This window comes from Mesorhizobium sp. WSM4823 (assembly GCF_055811195.1).
This window is the reverse complement of the sequence record NZ_JBVVQL010000004.1, coordinates 254,377-280,092: the sequence shown is the minus strand read 5'-3', so window position 1 is coordinate 280,092 and position 25,716 is coordinate 254,377. Positions and strand designations below refer to the sequence as shown.

The 25,716-nt window shown below is 61.5% G+C and carries 27 protein-coding genes; 12 read left to right on the top strand and 15 right to left on the bottom strand.

Going from position 1 to position 25,716, the window contains the following annotated elements; genetic code table 11:
• Window positions 1–115 precede the first annotated feature (115 nt).
• Together AC0L26_RS13310 and AC0L26_RS13305 are read right to left on the bottom strand one after the other, a co-directional pair.
• Entirely contained in the window at window positions 116–1,150 is a 1,035-nt protein-coding gene (locus AC0L26_RS13310) for an alpha/beta hydrolase (RefSeq protein WP_473633206.1), read from the bottom strand.
• A 323-nt stretch (window positions 1,151–1,473) separates the two neighbouring features.
• Window positions 1,474–2,445 (bottom strand): quinone oxidoreductase family protein, encoded by a 972-nt coding sequence (locus tag AC0L26_RS13305; RefSeq protein ID WP_473632935.1) that lies wholly within the window; start codon window positions 2,443–2,445, stop codon window positions 1,474–1,476.
• A gap of 179 nt (window positions 2,446–2,624) precedes the next feature.
• Here AC0L26_RS13305 and AC0L26_RS13300 point away from each other — a divergent pair, with 179 nt between their 5' ends.
• Both AC0L26_RS13300 and AC0L26_RS13295 read left to right on the top strand, forming a co-directional pair.
• Window positions 2,625–3,017, top strand: a complete 393-nt coding sequence (locus AC0L26_RS13300) for a winged helix-turn-helix transcriptional regulator (RefSeq protein ID WP_473632934.1) — start codon at window positions 2,625–2,627, stop codon at window positions 3,015–3,017.
• 180 nt (window positions 3,018–3,197) lie between these two features.
• The gene (locus AC0L26_RS13295; RefSeq protein ID WP_352926963.1) at window positions 3,198–3,686 is read left to right on the top strand and encodes an RrF2 family transcriptional regulator; all 489 of its coding nucleotides are present in this window, start codon (window positions 3,198–3,200) and stop codon (window positions 3,684–3,686) included.
• Here AC0L26_RS13295 and AC0L26_RS13290 read toward each other — a convergent pair.
• From AC0L26_RS13290 to AC0L26_RS13270, 5 genes are all read right to left on the bottom strand, one after another.
• Window positions 3,669–4,697: a mechanosensitive ion channel family protein gene (locus tag AC0L26_RS13290; protein WP_473632933.1), complete on the bottom strand. Its 1,029-nt coding sequence runs from the start codon at window positions 4,695–4,697 to the stop codon at window positions 3,669–3,671. The two genes, AC0L26_RS13295 and AC0L26_RS13290, sit on opposite strands and share 18 nt — an antisense overlap.
• A gap of 75 nt (window positions 4,698–4,772) precedes the next feature.
• Window positions 4,773–5,189, bottom strand: coding sequence for a cupin domain-containing protein (locus tag AC0L26_RS13285; RefSeq protein ID WP_473632932.1), 417 nt, complete (start codon window positions 5,187–5,189; stop codon window positions 4,773–4,775).
• A 60-nt stretch (window positions 5,190–5,249) separates the two neighbouring features.
• Window positions 5,250–6,002, bottom strand: coding sequence for an SDR family oxidoreductase (locus AC0L26_RS13280; protein WP_473632931.1), 753 nt, complete (start codon window positions 6,000–6,002; stop codon window positions 5,250–5,252).
• Between the two features lie 158 nt (window positions 6,003–6,160).
• Entirely contained in the window at window positions 6,161–7,096 is a 936-nt protein-coding gene (locus AC0L26_RS13275; RefSeq protein ID WP_473632930.1) for an MBL fold metallo-hydrolase, read from the bottom strand.
• A 96-nt stretch (window positions 7,097–7,192) separates the two neighbouring features.
• The gene (locus AC0L26_RS13270; protein ID WP_473632929.1) at window positions 7,193–7,672 is read right to left on the bottom strand and encodes a carboxymuconolactone decarboxylase family protein; all 480 of its coding nucleotides are present in this window, start codon (window positions 7,670–7,672) and stop codon (window positions 7,193–7,195) included.
• A gap of 127 nt (window positions 7,673–7,799) precedes the next feature.
• Here AC0L26_RS13270 and AC0L26_RS13265 point away from each other — a divergent pair, with 127 nt between their 5' ends.
• The gene (locus AC0L26_RS13265; RefSeq protein WP_473632928.1) at window positions 7,800–8,741 is read left to right on the top strand and encodes a LysR family transcriptional regulator; all 942 of its coding nucleotides are present in this window, start codon (window positions 7,800–7,802) and stop codon (window positions 8,739–8,741) included.
• 76 nt (window positions 8,742–8,817) lie between these two features.
• Here AC0L26_RS13265 and AC0L26_RS13260 read toward each other — a convergent pair whose 3' ends face one another.
• Together AC0L26_RS13260 and AC0L26_RS13255 are read right to left on the bottom strand one after the other, a co-directional pair.
• On the bottom strand, window positions 8,818–9,228 hold the full coding sequence (locus AC0L26_RS13260) for a hypothetical protein (RefSeq protein WP_473632927.1): 411 nt from the start codon (window positions 9,226–9,228) through the stop codon (window positions 8,818–8,820).
• Between the two features lie 58 nt (window positions 9,229–9,286).
• The gene (locus tag AC0L26_RS13255) at window positions 9,287–10,210 is read right to left on the bottom strand and encodes an arginase family protein (protein WP_473632926.1); all 924 of its coding nucleotides are present in this window, start codon (window positions 10,208–10,210) and stop codon (window positions 9,287–9,289) included.
• Between the two features lie 142 nt (window positions 10,211–10,352).
• Between AC0L26_RS13255 and AC0L26_RS13250 the strand changes: the two genes are divergently transcribed.
• Both AC0L26_RS13250 and AC0L26_RS13245 read left to right on the top strand, forming a co-directional pair.
• Entirely contained in the window at window positions 10,353–10,880 is a 528-nt protein-coding gene (locus tag AC0L26_RS13250; protein WP_473632925.1) for a MarR family winged helix-turn-helix transcriptional regulator, read from the top strand.
• The gene (locus AC0L26_RS13245) at window positions 10,877–11,869 is read left to right on the top strand and encodes a DMT family transporter (RefSeq protein ID WP_473632924.1); all 993 of its coding nucleotides are present in this window, start codon (window positions 10,877–10,879) and stop codon (window positions 11,867–11,869) included. Before AC0L26_RS13250 ends, AC0L26_RS13245 begins: the two co-directional genes overlap by 4 nt.
• A 260-nt stretch (window positions 11,870–12,129) precedes the next feature.
• Here AC0L26_RS13245 and AC0L26_RS13240 read toward each other — a convergent pair whose 3' ends face one another.
• Together AC0L26_RS13240 and AC0L26_RS13235 are read right to left on the bottom strand one after the other, a co-directional pair.
• On the bottom strand, window positions 12,130–12,573 hold the full coding sequence (locus AC0L26_RS13240) for a VOC family protein (protein ID WP_352926932.1): 444 nt from the start codon (window positions 12,571–12,573) through the stop codon (window positions 12,130–12,132).
• Window positions 12,574–12,605: 32 nt separating this feature from the next.
• Window positions 12,606–13,001 (bottom strand): VOC family protein, encoded by a 396-nt coding sequence (locus AC0L26_RS13235; RefSeq protein WP_473632923.1) that lies wholly within the window; start codon window positions 12,999–13,001, stop codon window positions 12,606–12,608.
• A 319-nt stretch (window positions 13,002–13,320) separates the two neighbouring features.
• Between AC0L26_RS13235 and AC0L26_RS13230 the strand changes: the two genes are divergently transcribed.
• On the top strand, window positions 13,321–13,932 hold the full coding sequence (locus tag AC0L26_RS13230; protein WP_473632922.1) for an ankyrin repeat domain-containing protein: 612 nt from the start codon (window positions 13,321–13,323) through the stop codon (window positions 13,930–13,932).
• Complete coding sequence (locus tag AC0L26_RS13225; RefSeq protein ID WP_473633222.1) at window positions 13,929–14,144, top strand: hypothetical protein; 216 nt, start codon at window positions 13,929–13,931, stop codon at window positions 14,142–14,144. Before AC0L26_RS13230 ends, AC0L26_RS13225 begins: the two co-directional genes overlap by 4 nt.
• Here AC0L26_RS13225 and secDF read toward each other — a convergent pair.
• Together secDF and AC0L26_RS13215 are read right to left on the bottom strand one after the other, a co-directional pair.
• Complete coding sequence (gene secDF / locus AC0L26_RS13220) at window positions 14,089–16,644, bottom strand: protein translocase subunit SecDF (protein WP_473632921.1); 2,556 nt, start codon at window positions 16,642–16,644, stop codon at window positions 14,089–14,091. The two genes, AC0L26_RS13225 and secDF, sit on opposite strands and share 56 nt — an antisense overlap.
• 144 nt (window positions 16,645–16,788) lie before the next feature.
• On the bottom strand, window positions 16,789–17,157 hold the full coding sequence (locus tag AC0L26_RS13215; protein ID WP_473632920.1) for a hypothetical protein: 369 nt from the start codon (window positions 17,155–17,157) through the stop codon (window positions 16,789–16,791).
• Window positions 17,158–17,598: 441 nt separating this feature from the next.
• Between AC0L26_RS13215 and AC0L26_RS13210 the strand changes: the two genes are divergently transcribed.
• Together AC0L26_RS13210 and AC0L26_RS13205 are read left to right on the top strand one after the other, a co-directional pair.
• A complete protein-coding gene (locus tag AC0L26_RS13210) occupies window positions 17,599–18,675 on the top strand; it encodes a D-alanine--D-alanine ligase family protein (RefSeq protein ID WP_473632919.1) in 1,077 nt (358 codons plus the stop codon).
• Window positions 18,676–18,859: 184 nt separating this feature from the next.
• Window positions 18,860–19,507, top strand: coding sequence for a VOC family protein (locus AC0L26_RS13205; RefSeq protein WP_473632918.1), 648 nt, complete (start codon window positions 18,860–18,862; stop codon window positions 19,505–19,507).
• A gap of 147 nt (window positions 19,508–19,654) precedes the next feature.
• On the opposite strand, the gene AC0L26_RS13200 is transcribed toward AC0L26_RS13205, so the two are convergent.
• Together AC0L26_RS13200 and AC0L26_RS13195 are read right to left on the bottom strand one after the other, a co-directional pair.
• Window positions 19,655–20,029, bottom strand: a complete 375-nt coding sequence (locus AC0L26_RS13200; RefSeq protein ID WP_473632917.1) for a hypothetical protein — start codon at window positions 20,027–20,029, stop codon at window positions 19,655–19,657.
• A gap of 238 nt (window positions 20,030–20,267) precedes the next feature.
• Window positions 20,268–21,386, bottom strand: coding sequence for a LacI family DNA-binding transcriptional regulator (locus AC0L26_RS13195; RefSeq protein WP_473632916.1), 1,119 nt, complete (start codon window positions 21,384–21,386; stop codon window positions 20,268–20,270).
• A gap of 586 nt (window positions 21,387–21,972) precedes the next feature.
• Here AC0L26_RS13195 and AC0L26_RS13190 point away from each other — a divergent pair.
• The 3 genes from AC0L26_RS13190 (at window position 21,973) to AC0L26_RS13180 (ending at window position 25,694) form a co-directional block, all read left to right on the top strand.
• On the top strand, window positions 21,973–22,935 hold the full coding sequence (locus tag AC0L26_RS13190; RefSeq protein ID WP_473632915.1) for a sugar-binding protein: 963 nt from the start codon (window positions 21,973–21,975) through the stop codon (window positions 22,933–22,935).
• Window positions 22,936–23,132: 197 nt separating this feature from the next.
• Window positions 23,133–24,674 carry a sugar ABC transporter ATP-binding protein gene (locus AC0L26_RS13185; protein ID WP_473633205.1) on the top strand — a complete coding sequence of 514 codons (1,542 nt, stop codon included), beginning with the start codon at window positions 23,133–23,135 and terminating at the stop codon, window positions 24,672–24,674.
• A 24-nt stretch (window positions 24,675–24,698) separates the two neighbouring features.
• Entirely contained in the window at window positions 24,699–25,694 is a 996-nt protein-coding gene (locus AC0L26_RS13180) for an ABC transporter permease (protein WP_473632914.1), read from the top strand.
• Window positions 25,695–25,716 lie beyond the last annotated feature (22 nt).

Below are 25,716 nucleotides of genomic sequence, written 5' to 3'. Positions count from 1 at the left end.
CTCCGAGGAACTCGCGCCTTCTCTTGTCGATAACGTCGTTGGTCATTTCGAACTCCAATCTTTGATCCGCGGGGACACGATGTTGCGCGCAGCGCCAAGCATCTGCGCAGGCGGATCAGTCCAGTTTCTTCTCGGCGAGGAACTGCGAGACCTGATCGGCGATCTGGAGGTTGTTCAGGTCGGACATCAGGAAGTGCGTGTTGCCCCGGATTCCGATCTCCGGAAGATGCACGAGCCGGGCGTCACCGCCGTGCTTGTTGACGGCATCAACCCAGAGCTTCGCCATCGCAAGACGCACACGCCAATTATCCTGCCCGCGCTCCGTGGTCGGCTCGGTCGGGAAGTTGTCGCCGTAATAGATGATGATCGGAATGCGGGTAAGCTTCTCGAAATCCGCCAGCGGCACGGCCTCGGGCTTCAGCGTGCCGGCCGCGCTCGGCATCGCCTCGGGAAGTTCGCTTTCGGGGAAGATGAAGCCGCTACCCGGCTCGAAAGCGACGATGCCGCGCACCTTGTCGTTCTTGATCGCCGTCAGCCAGCCAGGCCCGCCGCCTTGCGAATGAGTGAACAGGATTGCCGGGCCGGTCTTCGTAAACAGCGCGGACATGGCATCCGAGATCACGCCAGCATCATACGGCCCGGTGTTCGGGGTGACGGACCGAAAAAACTGGTCGAGCGTCTCGGGCTTGCGATCGAACTGGACGTTATCAAAGAATTTCGGCCACTTGCCGAGCCGGAACTGATCGAAGAAGAGCTGGTCGTATGGCGTGGTATCGACCGTCGTGGCCATAGTGCTGTTGCCGGCGCGACCACGACGCGGCTGATCGACCAGATAAACCGGAAAGCCGAGGCGCAGGAAAATGTTCTGGAAGCCCTCGCGACCGTCAGACGTGGTCTCCCAACTCCTTGCCGACTGGTAGGCGCCATGCAGCATGACGATGGGCAGCGGCTTGGGATTCTCCGGAATCTGATAGAAAGCGTAGAGATGGTCGCCATGGAAGGTCTGCCCTTCGGCAGCCGGCGCGTTGTTGTTGTAGGTGCCGGGGGTGTTCAGAACCGACCCGCCGACCGCGAAGCTCCCTTGCTCTTGGATCGTCAGCGGCTCTCGTGTTGCCTTTTGATCGGCCGTTGCGCTGGCAGGGGCGATCATGATCACCGCCGCCAACAAGAACGCAACGTATCGGTGCAGTGAGTTCATGGTCTTCCCTTCGTCTCAACTATCCGCCGTTGAAGAACGTAGGGTGGTCTCGATTGCTTGATTAGACGCTAATATCGAAATGCGTCTTTAAGGCGTGCTTCACAATCTCGCTTGCTTCATTTCTGAATGAGGTTTGATGCCGGCCAGCAGTCAACACCATAAATCAGCGGCGATCGGCGGAACTCATGGGACGCGCCAGCACATTTCCATGTCTGCCATGACCCTATTTCGCCGTCGCAACGCCTGGTAATTGTCTGATGGAATCCACCATTTGCTCAACTTATCCGCAAAGCGAGCTTGCCGACGTAGTGCGTGGTAAGCGCTCGGTGCGCATCAGCAACCTGGTCGAACGGGAATGTACGGGCGACATGGACGTCGAACGGGCCAGAGTCGATCAGGCGGTTAAGCCTGTCGGTCGCGTCCTGGCTGCGGGCGCCGTTGTAGCGAATGAGCTCCACGCCTGGCCGGACATTTGGCTCGGGCATCACGCCGTGGGGGCAGGCGACCCGACCGCCGTCGCGCACTGAGGTCAGCGCGTGGTCGGCCGCCTCACCGCCGACGCTGACAAGGGCAGCGTCGAGGCCGCCGGCGGCGAATTCACGAGCGGCCGCCACCACGTCGTCCTTGCGCCCGTTGACGATGGCGTCGGCGCCCAGCCGCTGCGATAGCGCCACGCCGTCGTCGCCCGAAGCCACCGCCAAGACGCGGGCGCCCAATCGTTTTGCGAGTTGGATGGCCATGTGCCCGATACCGCCGCTAGCGCCGAAGATCATTATCGTACCGCCCTGCTTTAGGCCGATCTCTTCCAGGCCGCTGAGCGCGGTCAACGCATCCCAGCCCATGACGCCCGCTTGCTCGATCGTGAGCTTGGCGGGGATGAGCGCCACGTTGTCCGCATCCGTTACTGCGTACGTGGCGTAGGTTCCACCCTTGGGAAGTGGCATGGATGCGGCGTACACCCGGTCGCCTTCCTTGAAGCGGTTGACTTGGCCGCCAACGATGACGACTGCGCCCGCGCAGTCCCAGCCGAGCACATAGGGGAATGTCGACGGCATTCCGAAAGCCCCTTCGTAGCGACCCTCACGCTCGACCGCGTCCCACGAGGCCACGCCCGCCACTTCGACCCGGATTAGGACCTCGCTCGGCCCGACCTCGGGCACTGACACGGCTCGCACAGTAATCAGCTCGGCTCCACCGAACCGGTCGATGGCAGCGGCCTGCATTGTATCCGGTTTTGTATTGGTCATGCTTGTTCTCCTAAGAATACTGTTGGTCATGAAACCGCTTGCAGCGGCGGTGGATCGAGCCTCGCCGACGAGCGCCGATCCCATACGTCCACTGTCTGGGGTACTGATTGTAGGCGTCATTCCGACACCCCATTTGATTGGCGCAACGCTCCGGCTCGCTTGTCGTTCGAGGGAGAGTTATGATTTGGGAAGCGCGATGCCAATACGCACGGAAGCGTAAGTGGTTACCTGCCGGTAAGGAGGGCAAGGTGAACAAACCCACCGAGAATGGTTTTGCAACCGCGATGAAGATGGTCTCCGGCAAGTGGAAGCTAGACATCATCTGCGAACTCGGCGAGACACCACGCAGGTTCGGCCGGCTTCGGCATTCAATTCCAGCGATCAGCGAAAAGATGCTGACGCAGCAGCTGCGAGAACTTGAGGCAGACGGGCTTGTGAACCGAAAAGTCCATCCGGGCTCTCCGGCGAAGGTCGTCTATTCGTTGACGGACAGCGGATCGACGCTCTGTGCTGAGGCCGAGGGCTTATGCCGCTGGGGCGAACAGCTCCGTTGCTCGGGTCAGCCGGAATGATCGCGGGCGATGCCCAGCTTGTTGATGCCGAGATTGCTGCGTGAGTGTGCAGGCTGCCTGCGACCACGCTTTGAGAAGTCCTGAGCTGGAGAGCTCCACCCGCCAAGTTTACATGCGACCGATATAGGGATATTTGATATCCATAATATGTGCTGATTTTCTCCATCTCGGAACGGATCAATGATTTTAAAGAGCCAAATCGAGTGGGTGCTGCATTGCTGCGCCATTCTCGCTGGCCTGCCCGATGGGCGCTATCTGTCGACCAAGGCGTTGGCGGAATTGCACGGGCTTCCGAAGGAATACCTATCCAAGGCACTGCAGAGCCTGTCTCAGGCAGGGCTCGTTCATTCGACCCTCGGCCCATCCGGTGGCTATCGCCTCGCAAGACCGCCGGCGGAATTGACCTTTCTCGATATCGTGGAGGCTGTGGAAGGCAAAGCGCGGACCTTTGTCTGCGCCGATATCCGCGCCAACAACCCTTGCCGCCCGAAGGGTTATTGCGACAGCAGCCCCTGCGCCGTGGCTCGCATCATGTGGGAAGCCGACGAAGCCTGGCGCCAGAAACTGCGCAGCGTCACGCTGGCGGATCTTGGAGAGATACTGTCGCGGGAAACGCCTCCAGCCATCTGGAACGATACTTTCGAGTGGGTCCTAAAGCGCGCGGGATGAGCGCGCTTCAGGACTCGGAGCGAAAGACTCGCCGCTGGTTGTCACCGGCACATACACGAGGCTTGCGGCAGGCATAGCCAGCGAAAGACCGCTTGCCCCGCATTGATCATGGATGAGGTCGATGATCTCGTTCCTGGCTGAGATCACCATGGCGAGACTGGGGACGCGGAACTGCAACTCCACTTCGATTGCAATCGCGTCGATGGTCTTCAGGGCGACGGCCGGTGGCGGATCCTTGACGATCCGGCTGCTGGCTTGCAGCACGGACCGCATGGCTTCCTCGACGAAGCATGGCCTCTGCCCAGCGGCAAAGCGCGCGGTCAACACGATCTGATGCGTCTCGTCGGGGCGGCTGAGGCTGGTCAGGCCTTGTCTCGCCAGCATACTGTTTGGCAGCACGACGATGTTGTTCGCGACGGTCAGCAAGTTGGTGGAGCGCCAGTTGGTCTCGGTGACACGACCCGCGGTGCCGTCGTTCAATTGGACCCAGTCGCCAATGGTATAGGCCTTGCCGAGCGTCAGTGCGATGCCGGAAAAGACGTCGCCGAGCGTATTCTGTAAAGCCAGGCCCAGGATGACGGCAACGACGCCCGAGGTCGTCACCAGGGTGGCGATCGGCATGCGGAAGACGAAACCCATGACCGACAGCGCCACGCCGAGATAAATGACGGCTACAGCCATATCCAAGATGAGGTGGGCTTCCCGCGGCTTACGATTGAGTCTGACATAGATATGGAGGAAGCCGATGATCGTCCACGCGAGATGGGTCCACCAGAGAATTCTGGCCGATTTGGAGAGCAGCGCGGCAGAACCCTCCGTGTAGACGTTATCGGGCCGATGCGGAGCGATGCCCCCCATGTAGAGTACGAGACTCATGCCGGTGAAGAACAGGAACTGGACGATCAGGCGGTCTGTCGGACGGTTCCTGCCTTGAACGTGCCATACGGCGATACCGGCAATCCCCAGGATGTTGATCAGAAGGAGCGGCAAGAAGTGGTCATCGCCAAACATAGCTAGGAATCACCGATAACGGTTGATCGCGTCGAAGCACGGCCGTGCACCGGATCGGGCGCCCGGCCTGTTCATCTATTTCTTGGTCGGAAACGTCAGTTCCTGCTGGGCGGTATCGACCACGAAGACCGCGAGCAGCGTCGCGGGCTCGGTCTTACTTGCATTCTCGCTGACGCCGTGCCGATCGCCCGGCAGCTCCGAAAAGCTTTCGCCGGCCTTGTAGACCTTCACAGGACCATCATTGACCTGACTGCGTATCGCTCCTTCGAGGACTGTCGCGTAGATGAAGGCGGACGATGGGTGTGTGTGGCCGTCTGAGAAACCGCCCGGACCGTATTCGACCAAAACACCTTTCATGCTTTTGCCGGGCACGTTCGGCAGCTCGTGCTCGTAGACAAGCGTGACCTTGGCATCCTTTTCGCCGGCATCACGGGCAGCGGCCGTCACGGACAAGAGAGCAGTCATGGCAAGGGCGAGAATTGGCTTGATCATGTCGAAATTCCTTTTCTTGAGTTGGACCGTGCGGAGCATGTGGCGGCGCACCGATATCGATCATTTGCGGGCAGAGGTTGCGAACCACTGCTCGAACGTGATGTGGCCGAGGCGCGGATTGTTGTCGGAAACGAGTGAGCCGTCCTCCAACCTGGCGCCGAAGTATCGCGCCTCCGTATCTGCCTCGACTTTGCGTCCATCGCCCAACGCCTTAAGATAGCGGGCAACGAGTTCATTGAGCCGGACACGTTCCGGACCGGAGATCTTGACGACGCCGTTGATCGGCGCTGCAGTCGCCACGGCGGCCATATTGGCGGCGACATCGTCAGAGGCGATCGGCTGCACATAGGCCGGCGATAGACGCACGGTGTTTCCGATCGTGCCGGACTGGGCGATACCGCCGAGGAATTCCATGAATTGCGTCGAATGGACGATTGTATAGGGAATACCGGCCCCCCGGATGATCTTTTCCTGGGCGACCTTGGCGCGCATATAGCCGCTCTCGGGCAGGCGATCGACGCCGATGATGGAAAGGGCGATATGGTGTTTCACGCCGGCCGCCTTTTCGGCAGCTATCAGGTTGCGACCCGATGTCTCAAAGAATTCGAGGACGGCCTTGTCCTCGAAGGACGGTGAGTTTGCGAGGTCGATGACGACAGAGGCGCCGGCGAGTGCTTCGGCGAGACCCTCGCCGGTAATCGTATTGACGCCAGTGTTCGGAGCGGCGGCAATGACTTCATGGCCTTGCTTACGCAGGCGGTCGGCTGTCTTTGAACCGATGAGGCCGGTTCCGCCGATGATGACAATCTTCATGAATTTCTCCATTCGCGAGCGCCCAACGCGTCGCATTGTTCATTCTTTCAGAGGGTGGTCGTGGGTCAGGCCTGTCTTATGAACCCGTGGATTTTGCCGGCCGAGCAGGCGTGGTTATGAAGGCTGCACGCCCGGCGCAGCCTTGACCCGACAAGCCATCAGTAGTCCCAGAAGACCGGGACCCAACGGAAGTGGTCGCCGTCGACCGCCACCCGGCCGACGGACGGGAACGGCAGGTGAGTGGCCACAAGCTGTTCGCCGGTCGCCGCGAGCTCCGTCAGGAGACGGACCCGAACGCGGGCTGCTTCCTCAGGGTCGTGTTCGAAGCCGTTGTACCAGCCGGGGTGTTCGAATCCGACGGTGAACACGGCGTCCCCGGCGAAGGTCAGCCGGTCGCCCCCGGATGCAAGGCGGACCACGCTGTGCCCGGGAGTATGGCCGCCGGTGCGAGAGATGACCACACCCGGCGCGACCTCGTGCTCGTCATCAAACAGCCGCAGGTGATCTCGGTACTCATTCGCGAACCGCTTGGCAGTCGACCGAAGCGCGTCCGGGAACCCCGGCGGCATGTCGACGTGGGTGAAATCGGGCGACTCCCAGAATTTGACCTCAGCCGCCGCCACGTGGATCCGCAGGTCCGGACGCAGCTGGTCTTTCACACCGTCGATGAGCAGCCCGCCAATGTGGTCCATGTGCATGTGGGTCAGCACCACGTCGGTCACAGACGCGAGATCGATGCCGGCGCCCTCCAATCGCTTGATCAACTGGCCGGCCCGCGGCAGATTCAGGTTCGGGTCCAACCCTAGCCCGGCGTCAACGAGTATAGTCTGTTCGCCGCTACGGACCACGACCACGTTCAGCGACCAGTCGAAAGCGTCCTGGGGCAAGAACATGTCGTTCAGCCAGGCCGTCCGCACGGCCGGGTCGGCGTTGTGTCCCAACATCCTGGTTGGGAGCGGCAGCACTCCGTCGCTGATCACCAGGACCTCGATCTCGCCGACCCTCACTGCATAGCGCGAGGGAACCAACTCTTCGGAGCCTGACCTGCCGGGGATTGGGGTGTTGTTCAGGTTCATGTCTGTCTCCTGTTTCACAAAATGCCTTTATTCGCGTCCGCCGTTGCGGCGTGCGCCGTTCGATGGGTCGTCAGGGGGAAGGGCCTAGCTGAGACCGGCTTGGCTGAGACCGGCCTAGTTAAGACCGGCCTTGTCGAGGCCATAGAGCTTGTCGGCCGAGCCAGGCACGGTCTTGAAGGCGATACTGGCGCGGTTCCAGGCGTTGATGACCATGATCGAAAAGGTCAGGTCTGAGATTTCCTTTTCGGAGAACTGCCCACGCACGCGCTCGTAGAGCTCATCCGGAATGCCGCCTTCCGGCAGTTTCGTCACCGCTTCGGTCCAGGCGAAGGCCGCGCGTTCACGCGGGATGAAAAGGTTCGATTCACGCCAGATGGCGACGTGATAGAGCCTGAGTTCGGTCTCGCCATGGATCTTGGCTTCCTTGACATGCATGTCTAGGCAGAAGGCGCAGCCGTTGATCTGCGATGCGCGGATTTGCACGAGATCTTCGATCTTCTGTTCGATGGCGCTGTCCTTCAGGGCCATGCTGAGGTCCGAAAGCTTCTTCAGGAGCTCCGGCGATTTCTGGGCATAGTTCAGGCGCTGGGTCATGGCTTTCCTCTAATTAAGGATATTTGACATCCTTGAGGATAAATAATATCTGTAATGTATGAGACGTAAAGACCTTTCGACCCAAGTGGCGAACATAAGGCTTATGTCGAGAACGAAGGGGACGGTTATGGACATCGTTTGCGCGTTGCGGGCATTCCTGCGGGTCGCCGAGGCGGGCTCGTTTTCAGCTGCCGCCATCGATCTCAAGCTGACGCAGCCCGCGGTTTCCCGACAGGTTTCGGCCCTGGAGGCCCAACTCGACACGCGTCTTCTGCATCGCTCGACCACGGCATTGGCGCTCACGTCCGAAGGCGAACGGATGATCCCGATGGCGCTCAGGGTTATCGAGGCGGTGGAAGCACTCGGCGAGTCTGCCGGCCCGGTGGGAACTGCATCTGGTAAGGTACGCCTCTCCCTGCCTGCACCGTTGGGGCTTTATATAAGTGACCGGTTCGCAGCCTTTCTCGATCGCCACCCGGAACTTTGCGTTGAACTGTTGTTTCGCGAAGAGCCGTCCGATCTGATTGGAGAAGGCATCGACCTCGAAGTGCGCCTCGGCCCTGTTGCCGACTCCAGCCTGATATGCCGCAGGATCGGCTGGACGACGGCCTTTCTCGTCGCATCCCCGAGCTATCTGGAAAAACGAAGCATGCCGAGAACCCTTGAGGATCTGGGCCGCCATGACTGTATCTGCTATAACCGCGGCGGCGGCGGTCGTTCCTGGCAGTTTTCCAACGGGGCCGATGAAGTCGCGGTGCGAATCGCTCCGCGACTCGTCGTGGACAATGCCGTTGCTGTTCACCGCGCCGTGCTTGCCGGGGCCGGCATCGCGATCCTCACCCATATCCTGGCGGCACCCGATATTGGCGCCGGGCGATTGATCAATCTCGTGCCCGACTTCCCGCCGGCCCGCCTGCCGATCAACCTGGTCTACTCTTCCCGGCGCAACATGCCGCTTCGCGTAAGAACCATCATCGACTATCTCGTTGCGGCGATGCGGGAAGATCCGTTCATGGCTTCTTCATCCGCTTCGGAACCAGATGAATCCCGCCTTGCGGGGAAAGCATAAGACGCCGACGATCGAGCGGATCGGCGGTGCATCACGCTGCGCTGCGACGGCGGTTCGCCAAAACAACAGGGTTAGCTTATGCCCTTTCCACCAGGCCGCTCATTGGGTGGTACGATTCGAGCAGGTGCGCGTGCTCAGAATGCTCTTGCGCGTCCATCCAGTGTGGATAACTTACGTAAACGGCCTCGGTATCGTCTTCGGCCGCTTCGTAGGCGAGCGCGGTACCTTTTGTGAGAAAGATGATTTCACCGGCCTTGGCGGTCCTTACATCGTCGGCGGTCCGGATCGTAAGGGCACCCTTGGTGACGATGAGGACTTCGTCATACGTGACGACCCACTCATTCTTTTCCCCTTTCCTCTTGTTGCGATAGTAACCCGCGCTCATGTGGCCGCTGTTGGATTGATCGAGGACGTCGCCTACGAAAATCTCTTTGTCGAGGTACTGGAAAAATTTGGCGTCTTCGTTCGTGTAGTGGCTGACAGTCATTTCTCTGCTCCTATGCCATGGATTCTTGAAACGAGGGCGGCGCTTACCCCGGATGGCTTTACGGCCTTGGCTGAGAGGGTCCGCCACGCCAGGGCGCCGCCGTTCCAAGGGCTGCTGCTAGCACATCCGCCAAACCGCGACCGGCGCTGCCGTCCTCGTCACGGCGCGGATTGTAGATCGTGACCTCAAGGCCGACGGCTTTTCCGCTCGTCAGGGCGATGCGGAGCGCAGCTTCAAGCTCGTCCCACGACAGGCCGTCCGGCACACGGAAATCGACTGCCGGCATGATGGCGTCGTCGAGACAATCGGCGTCGAGGTGGATGAAAAAGCCGTCCAGCTCCGCCCGCACCAGGTGGTCAAGTGCGGCACGGGCGGCGCTTTCCACACCCATGCTGCGTATAGCGTGGAGATCATAGGCGCGAAGCTCAGGCGGAAGCGGCTGGCTGCCGAATTTGGCTTGGTCTTCGTGATCGCGAAAGGCGAACGCCACGGCATCCTGGGGTCGCACCAGCGGAGAACGGCATTCGATATTGGTCAGCAGCGCCGGCCCGTATCCGGTGAGGAAGGCAAGGTCCATGGACGCGCCCTCGCCGTTCGGCTCCGCCTCAGGCTGGAAGAAGTCAGCATTGCCGTCGATGAAGAGCAGGCCATAGCGGCCGCGCCGCTTGAGGGCGAGCATCGAGCCCAGCACGATCGTGCAGTCGCCACCCAGTACCACCGGAAATTCGCCCGCTTCCAACACCGCTTCTACAGCATTCGCCAGCTTGGGAGACCAATCCGCGATGGCTTTGGCGTTCAGCGTCCGCGTGTCGGGATCGGGCGTTGGGTCCTTCTGCGGGACCTGAAGCCGGCCGGCGCGCCGCGCGCCGATGCGCTCGGCCAGGCCGAATCCAAGAAGCCTGTCGGGGAGGCCTTCGACACCGTCGGTCGCCAGACCCAGCGTGGAAGGTGCCTCGATGATGGCATAAGGATGCATGGACATCGAATCCTCCTTTTTCTCATCCCATCAGGACCGGTGCCTGACGGCTGCGGCATCGGTCGTCGGGCCTTGTTACAACAGCTGAATGCTCAGGCCCTCAGCCAGGTTCCATTGAATATGTATTCGGAACGAATATAATGGATAAATGACACGTGACATAACGCCAAACCTGCTCGGCGCCTTCGCGCTCTCTCTCACCGACGAAATCCTGGCCGCCGGCAGAAAAGCCTCTGGGCTCAGTCCCAGCGGATGCGCGGCCGTTGTGACGCTTGGCCCTTATCCCGGCACAACCATCAAACTGCTGGCCCGCGCCCTCGGACTGACTCATTCGGTCGCCGTTCGCCTTATCGAGGACCTCGTCTCGGACGGGCTGGTCAAGCGCAAGCCGGGCAAGGACCGCCGGGAAGTCGAGCTGCGGCTCACCGCCAAAGGCCGCGCCTTGCGTGCGAGGATTGTCACGGCGCGCGAGCAGGTGCTGGCCGACGCGCTTGCCACCCTCGATGCTCGTTCGACGCAAGTGCTTGGTAAAGTCCTGGCAACAATGCTGACCCGGCTGACACGGAGCCGCGACCGCGCCGACCACATCTGCAGGCTTTGCGACGAAGACATCTGCGCGTCCGACATCTGCCCGGTGGAACGCGAAGCTGTGCGCCTGACCGAGGAGGCGTTATGAACAACAAGGCGTCCGAACGACGCCACGCGTGGCGCCCGAAACTCTGGCAGGCGATCCTGGCTGTGGTTCTGTCCGCCGCCTGCTGGGGGCTGGCGACCGTCATGACCAAGGACGCTCTGTCGGCCGTGCCGCCGTTTCTGATGCTGACCATGCAGCTCAGCGCGAGCATCGCATTTCTATGGCTTGCCGTCGGCGTCACGCAGCAGACGGTCCAACTCGACAAAGGCGCGATGAGGCTCGCGCTCTCCGGTGTGCTGGAACCGGGACTTTCTTATGGCGCCGGCGTACCAGGGCTTGCGCTCACCAGTGCCGCGTCCGCCTCGGTCATCGGCGCGACGGAAACTGCGCTGGTTACGCTGTTTGCCTGGCTGATGCTCAAGGAGCGGCTGAAACTCCACCTTCTTGTCATGATCGTCGTGGCAATGGGCGGCGTGGTGCTGATCACGGCAAGCGCTGCGGAAGGCGTGGGTAGAGGAAGCGCCGCCGGCAACCTGCTGGTCCTGCTCGGCACGGTTTTTGCGGCGCTCTATGTCATCAACTCGCGTGTGCTGATTGCGGACGTCGCACCGCTGCCGCTTGCCGCCCTGCAGCAGAGCGTCGGCTTCGTTTTCGCTCTACTGCTGCTGATAGGCAGTTGGCTGTTTGGGCTGGAGCATTTGCCGGAATCGATTCCGGCATGGCTGATTTTCCTCGCGCTTGCCTCGGGCGTCGTCCAATACGCGCTGGCCTTCTGGTTCTATCTGATAGGGCTTCAGGTGCTGCCGGCGGGAACGGCCGCTGCGATCCTGACCTTGATTCCGGTCTTCGGCGTTGGTGGTGCGATGGCTTTCCTTGGCGAGGAGCTGACGCCGCCGCAGTGGCTGGGCTGCACGATTGTGATCGCCGCAACGGCAGCCATGACCTTGCTGGTCAAGAAAGAGAAAGACGAAGGCGCGGCGGAATGTGACATGCATGACCGGTCCCGAGGCGGGCGCCAAATACTGCCGTAAGCCGCCGCTTTTTCAACTCCGCTTTTTTGGCCGGAGCCGATAATGAGTGGGACGCTAACTGAGCGCTTCGATTCCTGTGGTCACGGAATTGCCTGGGGTGCGATCGGGGAAGGTTGCCCGCTGTTCTGCTGCACGGCACACCCTTCTCCGCGGTGGAGTGGCGCCGGGTCGCTCCCGCGGCGGACGCCGGTTAATGTCACAAGGAGCTGCCCCCAGCGCCGACGTCCGGGGGTTCTTCCCCAAGTGTTTTGGATACGGGATCAGCCCTGCGGCTTCCAGTCAGCCGACGGAATGACGTTGACCATCCACGGGACGCCGAACCTGTCGATCAGGGAGCCGAAGCCAGGCGACCAGAAAGTCTCGCCGAACGGCATGATCGCCTTGCCGCCTTCAGACAGTTGGTCGAACCAGCGCTGGGCCTCGGCCTTGTCTTCGGTGTGCAGGGTGACGTCGAAGCCGTTCTTGGGCTTGTCGATGTTGGGAGCCCATTCGACGTCCATGTCGGCGCCCATCAGCGCTTGGTTGCCGACGTCGAGCCAGCAATGCATCAGCCAGGTCTTGTGCTTCTCATCGGAGATCGGCATGCCCGGAGGCGCATCGCCGTAGGGCATGGCAGCGGTGATCTTCCCGCCAAGAACTTTGGCATAGAACTCGAAAGCCTCGCGGCATTGGCCCCGAAAGCTCAAACTGGTCACGATTTTCATTGTCGTCTCCTTTCTGATCGGGCGTTTGACACTCAGGCGAGATTGAGCTGCCAGGACACGCCGAAGCGGTCGGCGACCCAGGCGAAGCGCTTGCTGAAACCGTAATCGTCCAACGGCATCAGCACCTTGCCGCCCTCCGACAGTTCGGCGCAGAGCCGCTCCTGCTCCTCGCCCGACGTGCAGTCGACGAAGAAGGACCAGGAGGGGGTGAAATCGAACGCGTGCTTTACCGGGCTGTCGCTGGCAAGCACGCTCTGCCCGGCAACCCTGAAGCGGGCCAGCTTGATGCTGCCCTCCGCGCCTTGCTCGCCCTTCTGCCAGCGCGTGACATCGAGAATCTCACCATCGTCGAACAGCGAGACATAGAGGTCCATAGCCGTTTCGGCATGGCCGCCCTGGAACATGAGGAATGGTTGCATCGTGGACATGGTTGCTTCCTGCGTCAGATCCTCAAGGAGAGCGTCATCGACGCCGATTGACGCTTCCTCATCTACGTGATCTCAACGTAGGAAGCCCCTGTATGTCAATCTTTCCAAATGCACGCTCCTGCCAACCCTTGCCTTCGAGACCACGCTTCTGGTGCGTACACATGTCTGTGCCGGCATGCTTCAACACGGGAATCCTCTCGGGCTTTCGACCGCGCATCCCGTCATGACAGGAAACAGGAAAATGCTTCGCCGATCTGTCCTCGCAGGTATCGCTTCCCTACTGCTGCCGACGGCCCCTCTCATCGCGACAGGAGAAACCATGAGCGAAACTTCATTGCATGCAGCGGCCGGAAACAACGATGTCGCCACGATCGCCAGGCTTCTGGCCAAAGGTGCGGAAATTGACGCGCGCGACGATGCCGGCGCCACCGCGCTGCTGGTCGCCACGCACGCCAACCGGATCGACGCTGCCAGGACGTTGATCGAGGCCGGCGCTGACGTCAACGCCAAGGACAACATCCAGGACAGCCCCTACCTCTATGCCGGTGCCCACGGGCATCTTGAAATCCTCAAGATGACGCTGATGCACGGGGCCGACCTGAAAAGCGTTAACCGCTATGGCGGCACGGCCCTCATACCTGCCTCAGAGCGTGGCCACGTCGAGACGGTGCACACGCTGATCGAGGCCGGCGTCGCCGTCGACCATATCAATAAGCTCGGCTGGACCGCGCTTCTGGAGGCGATCATCCTCGGCGATGGCGGCGAGCGGCACCAACAGATCGTCGACCTGCTGGTTAAAGCCGGCGCCGACGTCAACCTCGCCGACGGCAAGGGGATGACGCCGCTCCAGCACGCCCGCGCGGGCGGCTACAAGGAGATCGAGGCAACCCTCTTGGCAGCCGGCGCGCCTGAAGATCCGGCACATCGATGAAGGGCAATCGACGAACCCGCTTTCTCGACGAAGCCATCGAACTCGCCCGCGCCAGTATAGGCAAGGGCGGCCGTCCCTTTGGCGCGGTGCTGGTGCGGGACGGCGCGATGGTCGCCACCGGCGTCAACGAGATCCTCGCTACCGCCCATCGTTGCGTCATAAGGCGGGCCGACCCGGCGGCTCTTTCGCCACCGCGGTTTCTTCTGGGCTGAGGGCGCCCGGCCGCAGCTTGAACAGGATCAGCAGCGGGCCGGCGACGAAGATGGAGGAATAGGTCCCGGCGAGGATGCCGAAGATCATCGCGATCGTGAAGGACTGGATGACTTCGCCGCCCCAGATCGAAAGCGCCGCCAGCGCAAACAGCGTGGTCACGCCGGTCAGGACAGTTCGCGCCAGCGTCTGGTTCATCGACAGGTCGAGCAACTCGGCGATCGGCATCCTTTTATAGCGGCGTAGGTTTTCGCGGACCCGATCATAGACCACAACCGTATCGTTGATCGAATAGCCAACGATAGTCAGGATCGCGGCTATCGAGGTCAAATTGAACTCTATGCCCGCGACGACGTAGAAGCCGACCATCAGGATCACGTCGTGGAACGTCGAAATGATGGCGCCGAGCCCGAACTGCCACTCGAACCTGACCCAGATGTAGACGAGCATCGCCAGCAGCGAGGCGAGCACGCCCATTGTGCCGTTGAAGGCGAGTTCCGAGGAGACAGTCGGACCGACGACCTCGATGCGGCGGAACTCGTAGTCGGCTTCGAGCGCGCTTCTTACTTTCTGGACGGCGGACTGTTCGGCAACGTCGCCGCCCCCCTGGGTGCCGATGCGGATCAGCACATCCCGGGTCGACCCGAACTCCTGCACCTGAACTTCGCCCAGTTCGAGACCCGTCAGCCGCTCGCGGATGTCGCCGATGTCGGCCTGCTGACCCTTCGCCTGCACCTCGATGCTCGACCCGCCGCGGAAGTCGATGCCGTAGTTCATGCCGACAGTGAAGAACGCCGCAACCGAAGCGATCGACAATAGCAGGGACAGGGTGAAGGCGTACTTTCGGAATGCCATGAAAGGCACGCGCGTATCGTCGGGCACCAGGCGCATGACGCCGCTGGGCATGGCTTTCGGGCGCTGCCGGCGAAGCCAGAAGGCGACCAGCCAACGCGTCAGCGTGAACGCCGTGAACACGGTGGTGACGATGCCGATGGCGAGGGTGACGGCAAACCCCTTGATCGGTCCTGAGCCGAGAAAGAACAGGATGACGGCGGCAATCAGCGTCGTCACATTGGCGTCGACGACGGTCGCCAGCGCTTGTTTAAACCCGGAATCCATCGACTGCACGATCGAGCGCCCTTGGCGGCTCTCTTCGCGGACGCGCTCGAAGATGATGACGTTGGAATCCACCGCCATGCCCATCGTCAGCACGATGCCGGCGATGCCAGGCAGCGTCAGCGTCGCGCCGAGAATGGACAGCACGGCGATGATCAATGCGACGTTGGCCAGGAGCGCGATGTTGGCGATCAGTCCCAGCCGGCCATAGGCGAACAGCATGAAGCCGACGACCAGGAACCCGGCGACGATGGCCGCGAACTGGCCCGCGTCGATCGAATCGCTACCGAGGCTCGGGCCAACGGTGCGTTCCTCGACGATGGTGAGATCGGCAGGCAGTGCGCCGGCGCGCAGCAGGACCGCAAGGTCGTTCGCGCCTTCCACCGTGAAACTGCCGGATATCTGCCCGGTGCCGCCCAGGATCGGTTCGCGGATCTGAGGCGCGGAGATCACCTCATTGTCGAGGATGATCGCGAACAGGCGCCCGACATTGGTCTGGGTAGCCTGACCGAAGCGGCCGGCGCCGCGGCTGTCGAAGCGAAACGAGACCACCGGCTCGTTGGTGCGCTGGTCGAAGGTTGCCTGCGCATCGACGAGGTTTTCGCCGGAGACGATGATCCGGTTCTCGATCAGATGGGGAACCCGCGGCTCGTCCGTCGAATACATGACCGTCGAGCCCGCCGGCGGCCGGCCGGAGATCGCCTCCTCGACCGGAATCGAGTGGTCGACCATCTGGAAAGTCAGCTTCGCGGTCTGTCCCAGGATATCCTTCAGCCGCTGCGGATCCTGCAGGCCCGGCACCTGGACCATGATGCGGTCCGATCCCTGGCGCTGGATGATCGGCTCGGTCGTGCCAAGCTCGTTCACGCGCCGGCCCACCACCTCGATCGATTGAGTCAGCGCCGCGGCGATCCGGTAGTCGATCCCGGCTTCGGTCAGCGTAAAACGCAGCAGGCCCGGCTCCGGCTCGGTCATCTCCATCTCGGTCACGGAGCCGCTCATGAAAAGGCCGGTCGAGATCGGCTGCGTCAACTTCTCGAGCGTGCTCTTCGCGGCTTCGATCTGAGCTTGGTCGCGAATGCGGACCTGGATGGAATTGGCGGTGCCGGTAAGCCCGGTATAGCCGATCTGGGCGTCGCGCAACGATGTGCGGACCTCGTCGCGGGCCGATTCGAGGCGTTCGTTGGCGAGGTCCTGCCGATCGATCTGGAGCAGGATATGCGAGCCGCCCTGCAGGTCGAGCCCCAGCGTCAGCCGCTGCTTTGGCAGCCAATTCGGCAGCGATGCCAGAGTGGAGGCGGGAACCAGATTGGGCGCTGCGTAGAGGACACCGGCCAGGACCGTCAGCCAGATGAGAATGGTCTTCCAGCGCGAAAAGTGCAGCATATCTTTATCCGTTCAGCCCATATCGGGCGGAAAACCGCCTCCGACAAGTGCTTTGGCGTTCCGATCGGCGAGCCACCCGATGAGAGCCCGGGAACGCGATGTGAAAGTTTTGGAAGTCGGGGGCCGCGGTCGCGCGGCCAAACGTCATGCCGTGAGAAGCGGAGGTGCGCGCGCATCGAAGGCGCGGATCGGCGACAGGTTCGGCCCGTCCTCAGACCATACAGCAAACGGTGCGGCTGACGCGGTTTCGAGCGGCAGGCGCAGATCCGGGATAATGCAAAAGGGCTTGCCGTTTCCCGCAATGGCCGGCGCTCCCGTCTTGAAACGGGAAGTCTCGGCAGCAACACGGCGCGCAATGTCGCGGACATGGAAAGTCGGGTTTGTGGCTGGCTCGGTTGCGCCGAGCCGCATTTGCTCTTTGGCAAGGTCCTGTCCGACGTGATCGGCTGTTGCCGCAGGGATGGTCCAGATCAAAAAGAGCAATGAAGCGAGCAGCCGCAGACCGGCACCCATGCTGAGCAGAATGCCGGGCCTTAGGCTACCCTGTCTTCGACCGCTTTGTCTCATCTCACCGCTACGGTTCGTCATACACTGCGGCAAAATACGCTTTCGCCGTCGTTGTCTCAGTAAGCGGCAAGCCGCCTCATCGTCTAACTACAGCACTTGCATCGCGAATTGAAGCGCACCTTTCACGTACTCGAAGAGGCCGTCCTCCCGGCATCGTCAGATGCGCATCCTGTTACGGCCGCTCACAGGAGAAGACCGCCCCAAACACCCCTTTTCTCGGATAGGCTCGGTTAGGTATTGAACGGACAGATCGAACTTCGTATACCGGTATACGAATACCATCCCGTTTAATTTTCGCCACCTTCGTCAGGGAATATTCAGGCTGCGCGCCAAGACGGGGCGTGACGTGACGCTGACGGAATCCCTGCCAGACCATTTGGAGAGCCCATGGCCGACACCTCGAACAGGCTCCGTATTGCAGTCCTCTTTGGCGGACGCTCCGCCGAACATGACGTTTCGGTTCTGTCGGCAACCAATATCATGCGTGCGCTGGAACCCGCGAAATACGATGCCGTTCCCATCTTCGTCACCCGCCAGGGACAATGGCTGCTGAGCAGCTTCGCGCACGGCACGCTGGCGAAACCTTCGAGCGGTACGGAAGTCTGTCTGGTGCCGGGCGGGAAAGGACGGGTGTTGGCGATCCCGACGAATAGTGCGCCCCATGAACTGCCTGCCATCGACATCCTGTTTCCCGCCCTGCATGGCCTCCACGGCGAGGACGGCTCCGTGCAGGGGCTCGCGGAGGTGGCGCGCGTTCCGCTTGCCGGCTGCGGCATTCTCGGTTCGGCCACAGCCCTCGACAAGGACATTGCCAAGCGGCTGCTGAACGAGGCCGGCTTGCCCACCGCGCGGTCCATGACAATTGACCGCGGCGCCGCACCGGCCTTTGCGGAACTGCAGAGCGCGCTTGGGCTTCCGCTTTTCATCAAACCGGCCCGGCAGGGCTCCTCTGTCGGCGTCAATAAGGTGTCGGCTGAAAAAGACTACGAGGCAGCACTGACGGAAGGTTTTAGCCACGACCGCAAGCTGCTGGCCGAAGAATTCATTCGAGGCCGTGAGATCGAGTGCAGCGTGCTGGAGGATACGCAAGGCGGCCTTTTCGTTTCCCGTCCCGGCGAGATCGTGCCGGCACAGAGCCACGGTTTCTACAGCTACGACGCCAAATATATCGACGCGGACGGCGCGGTGCTGAAAGTCCCTGCCGAACTGCCGCAGGAGATCGAAGGCAATATCCGCGCGATAGCGGCAAAGGCCTTCCGGGCGGTCGGCTGCGACGGCATGGCCCGCGTCGATTTCTTTGTGACGCCGGACATGCGCGTCCTCATCAACGAGCTCAACACCATTCCCGGTTTCACCGATATCAGCATGTATTCCAAGGCGATGGCGGCAAGCGGCGTCAGCTACCCCGAGATTATCGATCGGCTGGTGGCGCACGGGCTGGCACGCGCCGGTCGATCAGCGTGAATGCGAAGGCCCGGTCGCAAAATTCCTAAGTGCTGTTTGGCACTATTAATCGCAGGAGAGCACTAAAGGCGTGGTTCTTGACGATCTCACGCGAATTTTGCATTTTGAAAATAGCGCTACGTAGGGTGCACCGGCTTTGGGCCGACTGGGCAATGCCCGCCTGCGAACTCTAGAGGTAGCGCCTATGCCGAATCTCGAAAACCTTAAGAAGCAAGCCAAGCAGTATTTGCGGTGGCATCGCGAGCGGTATTATCCGGTCGCGGCCCAGATCCGGGCTGCTTTGCCACGATTTCAGCACCTGGACGATACTCAGATACTGGAATCCAGCTTCAAGCTAAATGACGCGCAAGAACTTGTGGCGCGTCAATTGGGATTCGAGGGATGGCAGGCGCTCAAGTCAGGAGCCCATGCCATGACCACTCAAACCAGACAGAACACCTCCCGCCCCATTCTGAGTTCCGCCTCTGCGCAACTGTTCGTCTCCGACATCAAAGCGTCGTGTGACTTTTTCGTGGACAAACTCGGCTTTGCAATCGACTTCGTTTACGGGGATCCACCGTTCTACGGGCAGATTATACGTGACAAAGCGCAGCTCGCACTGCGGCTGGTCTGCGAGCCTGTGTTTGTTGACGATATACGACAACGCGAACATCTGCTCTCCGCCTCAATCACGGTCGATACCGCAAGCGAGATCAAGCGCCTCTTTCTGGATTTCCAAGCCGCCGGAGTGGATTTTCACCAAACGCTCAAGAAAGAGCCGTGGGGTGCTCGAAATTTCATTATTCTGGACCCGGACGGAAATCTCATACTGTTTGCTGGTCCGGCCGACTGAACATATTCCTTGAATCTCCGGGCGCCGCCTGGATCGACGCGACGATTTTGCGACCGGGACGAGATGCGGTAGCCGCTCGGTCTCTTAAGAGGTGCAGGGGATGTGATTACCGAAGATGATCGATGGGGTTGAATAACTTGCTGTGGCCTATGACGCCGAAGACCTTACCAACGGCCCAAAAAAGCCGATGATCCGCGTTATCCGCTTCTGGCTGGAGTCGAGGAAGGCGATGTCCAAACCCTCAGGGAAGGACGATCCATCCGGCATCACAAACTTCCACGCAAAGCGTGCGATCCCGTGATGAACATCCACGTCACTTGTCCGTAAGATGCGGGCACGGGGATGCTTGGCCAGAACTCCTGCGATATGCGCGAGCAGTTCTTCCGCGCCAGCCGCATGGACCGTAGGGTCCGTGTACGTTGCGCCCTCGCTCCAGATCGGCAACAGCAACGCCCGTCGCTTCTCGGCGTTCTCATCCGACCAGGCAGCACAATATGAATCGATGAGAAGCGTCAAAGGCATCCTATTTTCCCCTAATGCAGACCGCGCCTGGCGGTTGCGATCCGCATGTTCAGGTCAGCGAAGAGCTCGGCTCGAAAGCCGGCGCGGACGGTGAGCGGAATCAAATCCACTGTATCCTTGAGTACAAGATTTCGCCACAACCGGACTGCGCCGCAACCAGAGTGCGGCAATCATATATCAGTGCGGCGTTTTGCATTTGCCCGAAGTCGGGAGGTCCTCAGCCGGTTGCCGGACCGTATTAGCGTGCAGGCGCCACAGCACCGACCGATTCCCGTTCGACCAGCGGGCATTCGAGCTTGGTGATCGGGTGCCGTCCGCGGCCGGGCGGTGCGGGAAGCTCAAGCTGCTCGATCGCCCATTGCCCCATCGCCATATGCGGCAGGATCGACGTCGTCAAAGGCGGGAACAGATGGCGGGCGATTTCCTCGTCGTCATAGCCGACGACCGAGATATCCCGAGGGATGTGCAGGCCGGCTTCCTTGAGCGCCTCGTAGCAGCCGATCGCGGTGCGATCGTTCTGGCAGAAGATGGCGGTCGGGCGGTCCTTGAGCGCCAGCAGCTTGACTGTCGCGGCGTAGCCGGCGCTCGCCGACCAGTCGCCCTCGACCACCAGCTCTGCATCGAACGGGATGTCGGCCGTCGCCAACGCCCGGCGGTAGCCCTTCAGCCGGTCCTGCGCCGCCTGCATCCAGGGCTCGCCGGTGATGGTGGCGATGCGGCGGTGGCCATGGCTGATCAGGTGGCGGGTGGAGCTCTGCCCGCCGGCGATTTCGCTCGGCACCACGGCTGGGAAAGCGTAGTCGGCGGTATAGCAGTTGAGCAGGATGACCGGGATGTCGAGGCCATAGAGATAATCGGGCGCGACGATCTCGCGCGTGAAGATCGTCATATAGATCAGCGCCGAAATGCCCCGCTTGGTCAGTGCTGCAATGGCGCGCGGCTCCATGACGGAATCGCCCAGAGTCTGCGCGACCAGCACGACATTGCCGGCATTCCACGAGACCTGGCGCGCACCTTCGATGGCAACGACCGCTTCGGGGCTGGTCGCCAGTTGGTCGACCGCGAAGCCGATCACCCCGTCCAGCCCCTCGAACGAGGCGACAGGACCGCGAAGAGCAGAAAAGGCAGGTGGGGCATAGCCGAGACCCCGCGCGGCCTCGATCACCCGATCGCGGGTCTGCTGCGAGAGCCTGATGCCCGGCGTGTTGTTGAGGACGAACGAAACCGTCGCCTGCGAGCAGCCTGCGGCCCTTGCGATATCGGTCATGGTCACGCGGCCCTTGGGTTTCTTGCCCGATGGCTTTCGGCGTCTGGAGGCTTCAAGAGGTGGATCGCGCAGATCCGTCGGGTCGCTCATAGCATTGTGTTCCAAATTACGGGCATTGTGTTCCAAATTTCCGGCTTGCTAACCCAGAGGCCGTTCTAGGCGCCGTTAAAGGCTGCAGGACGGCGCGCCGCGTATATAAGAGAGCAATTGACTAATCATTATTATCATCCTGGCAGTCGAATGACCATCAGCACGAAGAGATCAATATGAGACAAGGTGCGGTCCCGAAAGGCAGGGTTCCTCCCTTCTCGCATCCCTGCGGCAGCAGCAATGGGAAGACGGCAGCAAGGTTCGCCCAGAAGACTAATACTATTTACTAATAGCCGTAAGCATTCTAAAGTCAATTTGTCATGTCGGCCCGGGATCGAAAGGGCGGTGACGGGAAGAGGTGTGGCGCGGCGTTCGCGGCTCTTGGGCCGGCAAACGTAAAGCCACGCAATTACGGAAATGTCGGACAAATCGGACTATACGAGCAGCCAATGAGTCTCTAGAGTTCAGATCGCGGCTGGAATGGCGCCGTTCTTTCGCTGCCAGCACCCCTTGAGGAGGAGGGCGTCCAAGCCGCATTCGACAATTCAGATCAGCGAAAATGACTGAATCAAACGGGAGGTTGAACATGAAATCTGCGATACGAAGTGCGTCCGTCGCCGCCGTGGCCCTGGCTCTTGGCCTGTCCATCACGGCAATTGCCCGCGCCCAGGACAAACCGACGCTGGCCTTCGTCGTCAACGGCGCTTCCGACTTCTGGAAGGCGGCCGAAGCCGGCGTCAAGAAGGCGCAGGGCGAATTGCCCGATTACAATCTCGAGCTCAAATATCCGGAGCAGTCGTCGGTCGCCATCCAGCAGCGGCTGATGGACGATCTGGTGACGGCCGGCGTCAAGGCAATCATGGTTTCGGCCGTCGATCCCAAGACCTCGACCGACGGACTGAACAAGATCGCTTCGGAGACGGCACTGTTTACCACCGACAGCGACGCGCCGCAGACCAAGCGGGTCGCCTATATCGGCTCGTCCAATATAGACGCCGGCAAGCAAGCGGCCGAGATCGCCAAGAAGGCGATGCCTGACGGCGGCAAATGCCTCGGCTTCGTCGGCCTGCTCGGCGCCGACAATGCCAAGGAGCGTATCGAGGGCATGAAGGAAGGGCTCGCCGGCACCAAGATCGAGCTGATCGACGTTCGTGGCGACGACATCGACCAGGCTCGCGCCAAGAAAAACGTCGAGGACGCGCTGGTCGCCAGCCCCGACGTCACCTGCATGGTCGGCTTCTATTCCTACAACACGCCGCGCATCTATGAAGCGCTGCGCGACGCCGGCAAGCTCGGCTCGGTCACCGTCGTCGGCTTCGACGACGATCCGATCACGCTGGGCGGCGTCAAGGAAGGTACCATCGCCGGCACGGTCGTGCAGCAGCCCTTCGAATGGGCTTACCAGGGCATGAAGCTGATGGCCGCCTATCTCAAGGGCGACAAGTCAGGCGTTCCCGCCGACGGGCTGATCATCGTGCCGACCAAGATCATCGGCAAGGACGACGTCGACGCCTATGCCGCCAGTCTGAAGGCGATGGCGGGTAAATAATCGGCGTTGGCGCTGCCCCTCATCCGCCTGCCGGCACCTTCTCCCCGTGAAGAACGGGGAGAAGCGACAAGCTCCAGCGCTGGCGACCCCCTCGTTCTTTACGGGGAGAGGGTAAGGGTGAGGGGCGGCGCGACGCTGTTATTGACGGGCCTCGCCAGGCCCGTCAGTCTGTAGCCCACCGGCTGCTGTCAGGCATGATGAATTATTCCGACGCATCCATCGCTTCCACGATTGCCCCGTTCCTCGGTCTTGAGGGCGTGCGCAAGACCTATCCCGGCGTGGTCGCGCTGGACGGATTTTCGATGGAGGTCAGGCCCGGCGAGGTCATCGGTCTCGTCGGCGAAAACGGCGCCGGCAAGTCGACGCTGATGAAAATCCTCGGCGGCGTGACCACCCCCGACACCGGCACGATCACCGTCGACGGCGTCGCGCATGACGGGCTGACCGTCGAGGCCAGCATCCGGTCCGGCATCGCCTTCGTCCACCAGGAACTCAACCTGTTCGAAAACCTTGACGTCGCCGCCAATATCTTCTTCGGCCGCGAGCCGCTGCGTGCTGGCCCGCTTAGGCTTGTCGACCGCGCCAGGCTGCGCGCGCTGGCGGCGCCGCTGCTCAAACGCGTGGGTGCCAATTTTTCCGCCGACATGCCGGTATCGGCGCTGTCGCTTGCCCAGCAGCAGATGGTCGAAATCGCCAAGGCGCTGTCGATCGAGGCGCGGCTGGTCATCCTCGACGAGCCGACATCGAGCCTGCCCCTTGCCGAAACCGACAAGCTGCTCGACGTCATCAAGGCGCTGAAGGCGGAGGGCATCAGCGTCATCTTCATCTCGCACCGCCTTCACGAGGTCGAGCGGGTCGCCGATCGCGTCGTCGTGCTCAGGGACGGCATGCTCGCCGGTACTCTGCCGAAGAACGCCATCAATCACGACCAGATGGTCAAGCTGATGATCGGCCGCATGCTGAAGGAGAGGGAGAAGGCCGCGGAATCGGCGCGCCCGCCCGGCGCCGTCGCCCTATCGGCCAAGGCCGTTCGCACCAGTGCCTATCCCGACCGGCCGGTCGATCTCGGCGTCAGGCATGGCGAAATCCTCGGCCTGGCGGGTCTTGTCGGCTCCGGCCGCACCGAACTGGCGCGCGTGCTTTTCGGCATCGACAAGGGCTTTGGCGGTACGCTCCGGCTTGATGGAAAGGACCTGGTTCTCGGCTCGGCCGCCGACGCGGTCGCCAACGGGATCTTCCTCGTCCCGGAAGACCGCAAGCTCACCGGCATCCTGCTCGACCTGTCGATTGCCCAGAATATTTCGCTCCCCAATCTGCCGGCGCATGCCCGGCGGTTCCTGGTCTCTGCTGGCGCCGAAGCCGTCACCGCCGAGAAGCAGAAGCGCAATCTCGGCATCAAGGCGCCCTCGGTGGCGACGCGCACCGGCACGCTGTCAGGCGGCAACCAGCAAAAGGTGGTGCTGGCCAAGTGGCTTGCCATGAACCCGAAGGTGATGATCCTCGATGAACCGACACGCGGCATCGACATCGGCGCCAAGGCCGAAATCTACGGGTTGATGCGCGCGCTGGCCGATGCCGGCGTCGCCGTGCTGATGATCTCGAGCGACATGGAGGAGGTGATCGGCGTCTCCGACCGCATCGCCGTCATGCATGAGGGCCAGATCTCAGGCATTCTCGACAAGGAACAGTTCAGCCAGGAAAACGTGTTGCTGCTGGCGGTTGGCAAACAGCCGAAATAGTTCGCAGGCAACGGGGAGAACACGATGAGCAAGAAAGATCTCGGCCTGCTGATCCTGATCCTTGTGGTGGGGGCCGTGGTGGCGATCATCAATCCGCGCTTCCTGCTGCCGATCAACCTCGCCAACACATCGAACCTGATCGGGTTGTTCGGCATCCTGGCGATCGGCCAGGCCTTCGTCATCATCACCGGCGGCATCGAACTGTCGGTCGGCTCGGTGGTCGCGCTGCTCGGCGTCCTGTTCGTCGATTTCATCGCCACCCGCGGTATGGCATGGCCGGTGGCGCTGCCGCTGATCCTCGTGCTCGGCGGCCTGATCGGGCTGGCGCATGGCTGGCTGATCACGCGGCTCAAATTGCAGCCTTTCGTGGTGACGCTATGCGGCCTTTTGATCTATCGCGGCGTCGCGCGTTTTTACACTGCCGACGGCACGGCGGGCTTCGCCTTCGGACAGAACTTTCCGGAGCTCGAATTCCTGACCGCGGGACGATCCTGGGGCGTGCCGAACAGCTTCATCGCGCTGATCGTCATCGCCATCGTGATGTGGGTGGTGCTGCACCGTTCGGTGTTCGGCCGCTATCTCTACGCCATCGGCAAAAATGAGGAGGCGGCGAAATATTCCGGCATCCGCACCGGGCGCGTCGTCATAGCGGCCTATGTCATCTGCGGTGTGCTGACGGCGCTGTCGGCGATCTATTTCGCCATGTACACGCGCTCGATCTCGCCGGCGAGCCACGGCCAGTTCTACGAACTCTATGCCATTGCCGCAGCCGTGCTCGGCGGCTTCTCGCTGCGCGGCGGCGAAGGCTCGCTGGTCGGCGTCATCCTCGGAACGGTTCTCCTGCAGGAGCTGCAAAATCTCGTCAACCTGCTCGGCATCCCGTCCTCGCTCAACTTCGCGGTGATGGGCGGGGTGATCCTCATCGGCGTGCTGGTCGACCAGCAATGGGGCGTGTTCCGGGAGCGGCGGCTGATGCTGGGGGCAGCCCGCAAGAGCGCGGCTGGTGCGGCGGCGGAATAGTGGCTCCGCCTCTCCCTTCTCC

Excerpts from the sequence above, each read along its gene's own strand:
- AC0L26_RS13260 (WP_473632927.1), bottom strand. The coding sequence starts at position 9,228 with ATGACTGTCAGCCACTACACGAACGAAGACGCCAAATTTTTCCAGTAC.
- AC0L26_RS13250 (WP_473632925.1), top strand. The coding sequence starts at position 10,353 with ATGACACGTGACATAACGCCAAACCTGCTCGGCGCCTTCGCGCTCTCT.
- AC0L26_RS13265 (WP_473632928.1), top strand. The coding sequence starts at position 7,800 with ATGGACATCGTTTGCGCGTTGCGGGCATTCCTGCGGGTCGCCGAGGCG.
- AC0L26_RS13230 (WP_473632922.1), top strand. The coding sequence starts at position 13,321 with ATGAGCGAAACTTCATTGCATGCAGCGGCCGGAAACAACGATGTCGCC.
- AC0L26_RS13190 (WP_473632915.1), top strand. The coding sequence starts at position 21,973 with ATGAAATCTGCGATACGAAGTGCGTCCGTCGCCGCCGTGGCCCTGGCT.
- AC0L26_RS13205 (WP_473632918.1), top strand. The coding sequence starts at position 18,860 with ATGCCGAATCTCGAAAACCTTAAGAAGCAAGCCAAGCAGTATTTGCGG.
- AC0L26_RS13180 (WP_473632914.1), top strand. The coding sequence starts at position 24,699 with ATGAGCAAGAAAGATCTCGGCCTGCTGATCCTGATCCTTGTGGTGGGG.
- AC0L26_RS13285 (WP_473632932.1), bottom strand. The coding sequence starts at position 5,189 with ATGATCAAGCCAATTCTCGCCCTTGCCATGACTGCTCTCTTGTCCGTG.
- AC0L26_RS13235 (WP_473632923.1), bottom strand. The coding sequence starts at position 13,001 with ATGTCCACGATGCAACCATTCCTCATGTTCCAGGGCGGCCATGCCGAA.
- AC0L26_RS13305 (WP_473632935.1), bottom strand. The coding sequence starts at position 2,445 with ATGACCAATACAAAACCGGATACAATGCAGGCCGCTGCCATCGACCGG.
- AC0L26_RS13255 (WP_473632926.1), bottom strand. The coding sequence starts at position 10,210 with ATGTCCATGCATCCTTATGCCATCATCGAGGCACCTTCCACGCTGGGT.
- AC0L26_RS13225 (WP_473633222.1), top strand. The coding sequence starts at position 13,929 with ATGAAGGGCAATCGACGAACCCGCTTTCTCGACGAAGCCATCGAACTC.
- AC0L26_RS13280 (WP_473632931.1), bottom strand. The coding sequence starts at position 6,002 with ATGAAGATTGTCATCATCGGCGGAACCGGCCTCATCGGTTCAAAGACA.
- AC0L26_RS13270 (WP_473632929.1), bottom strand. The coding sequence starts at position 7,672 with ATGACCCAGCGCCTGAACTATGCCCAGAAATCGCCGGAGCTCCTGAAG.
- AC0L26_RS13210 (WP_473632919.1), top strand. The coding sequence starts at position 17,599 with ATGGCCGACACCTCGAACAGGCTCCGTATTGCAGTCCTCTTTGGCGGA.
- AC0L26_RS13215 (WP_473632920.1), bottom strand. The coding sequence starts at position 17,157 with ATGGGTGCCGGTCTGCGGCTGCTCGCTTCATTGCTCTTTTTGATCTGG.
- AC0L26_RS13245 (WP_473632924.1), top strand. The coding sequence starts at position 10,877 with ATGAACAACAAGGCGTCCGAACGACGCCACGCGTGGCGCCCGAAACTC.
- AC0L26_RS13185 (WP_473633205.1), top strand. The coding sequence starts at position 23,133 with ATGAATTATTCCGACGCATCCATCGCTTCCACGATTGCCCCGTTCCTC.
- AC0L26_RS13310 (WP_473633206.1), bottom strand. The coding sequence starts at position 1,150 with ATGATCGCCCCTGCCAGCGCAACGGCCGATCAAAAGGCAACACGAGAG.
- secDF (WP_473632921.1), bottom strand. The coding sequence starts at position 16,644 with ATGCTGCACTTTTCGCGCTGGAAGACCATTCTCATCTGGCTGACGGTC.
- AC0L26_RS13240 (WP_352926932.1), bottom strand. The coding sequence starts at position 12,573 with ATGAAAATCGTGACCAGTTTGAGCTTTCGGGGCCAATGCCGCGAGGCT.
- AC0L26_RS13290 (WP_473632933.1), bottom strand. The coding sequence starts at position 4,697 with ATGTTTGGCGATGACCACTTCTTGCCGCTCCTTCTGATCAACATCCTG.
- AC0L26_RS13295 (WP_352926963.1), top strand. The coding sequence starts at position 3,198 with ATGATTTTAAAGAGCCAAATCGAGTGGGTGCTGCATTGCTGCGCCATT.
- AC0L26_RS13200 (WP_473632917.1), bottom strand. The coding sequence starts at position 20,029 with ATGCCTTTGACGCTTCTCATCGATTCATATTGTGCTGCCTGGTCGGAT.
- AC0L26_RS13195 (WP_473632916.1), bottom strand. The coding sequence starts at position 21,386 with ATGAGCGACCCGACGGATCTGCGCGATCCACCTCTTGAAGCCTCCAGA.
- AC0L26_RS13300 (WP_473632934.1), top strand. The coding sequence starts at position 2,625 with ATGATTTGGGAAGCGCGATGCCAATACGCACGGAAGCGTAAGTGGTTA.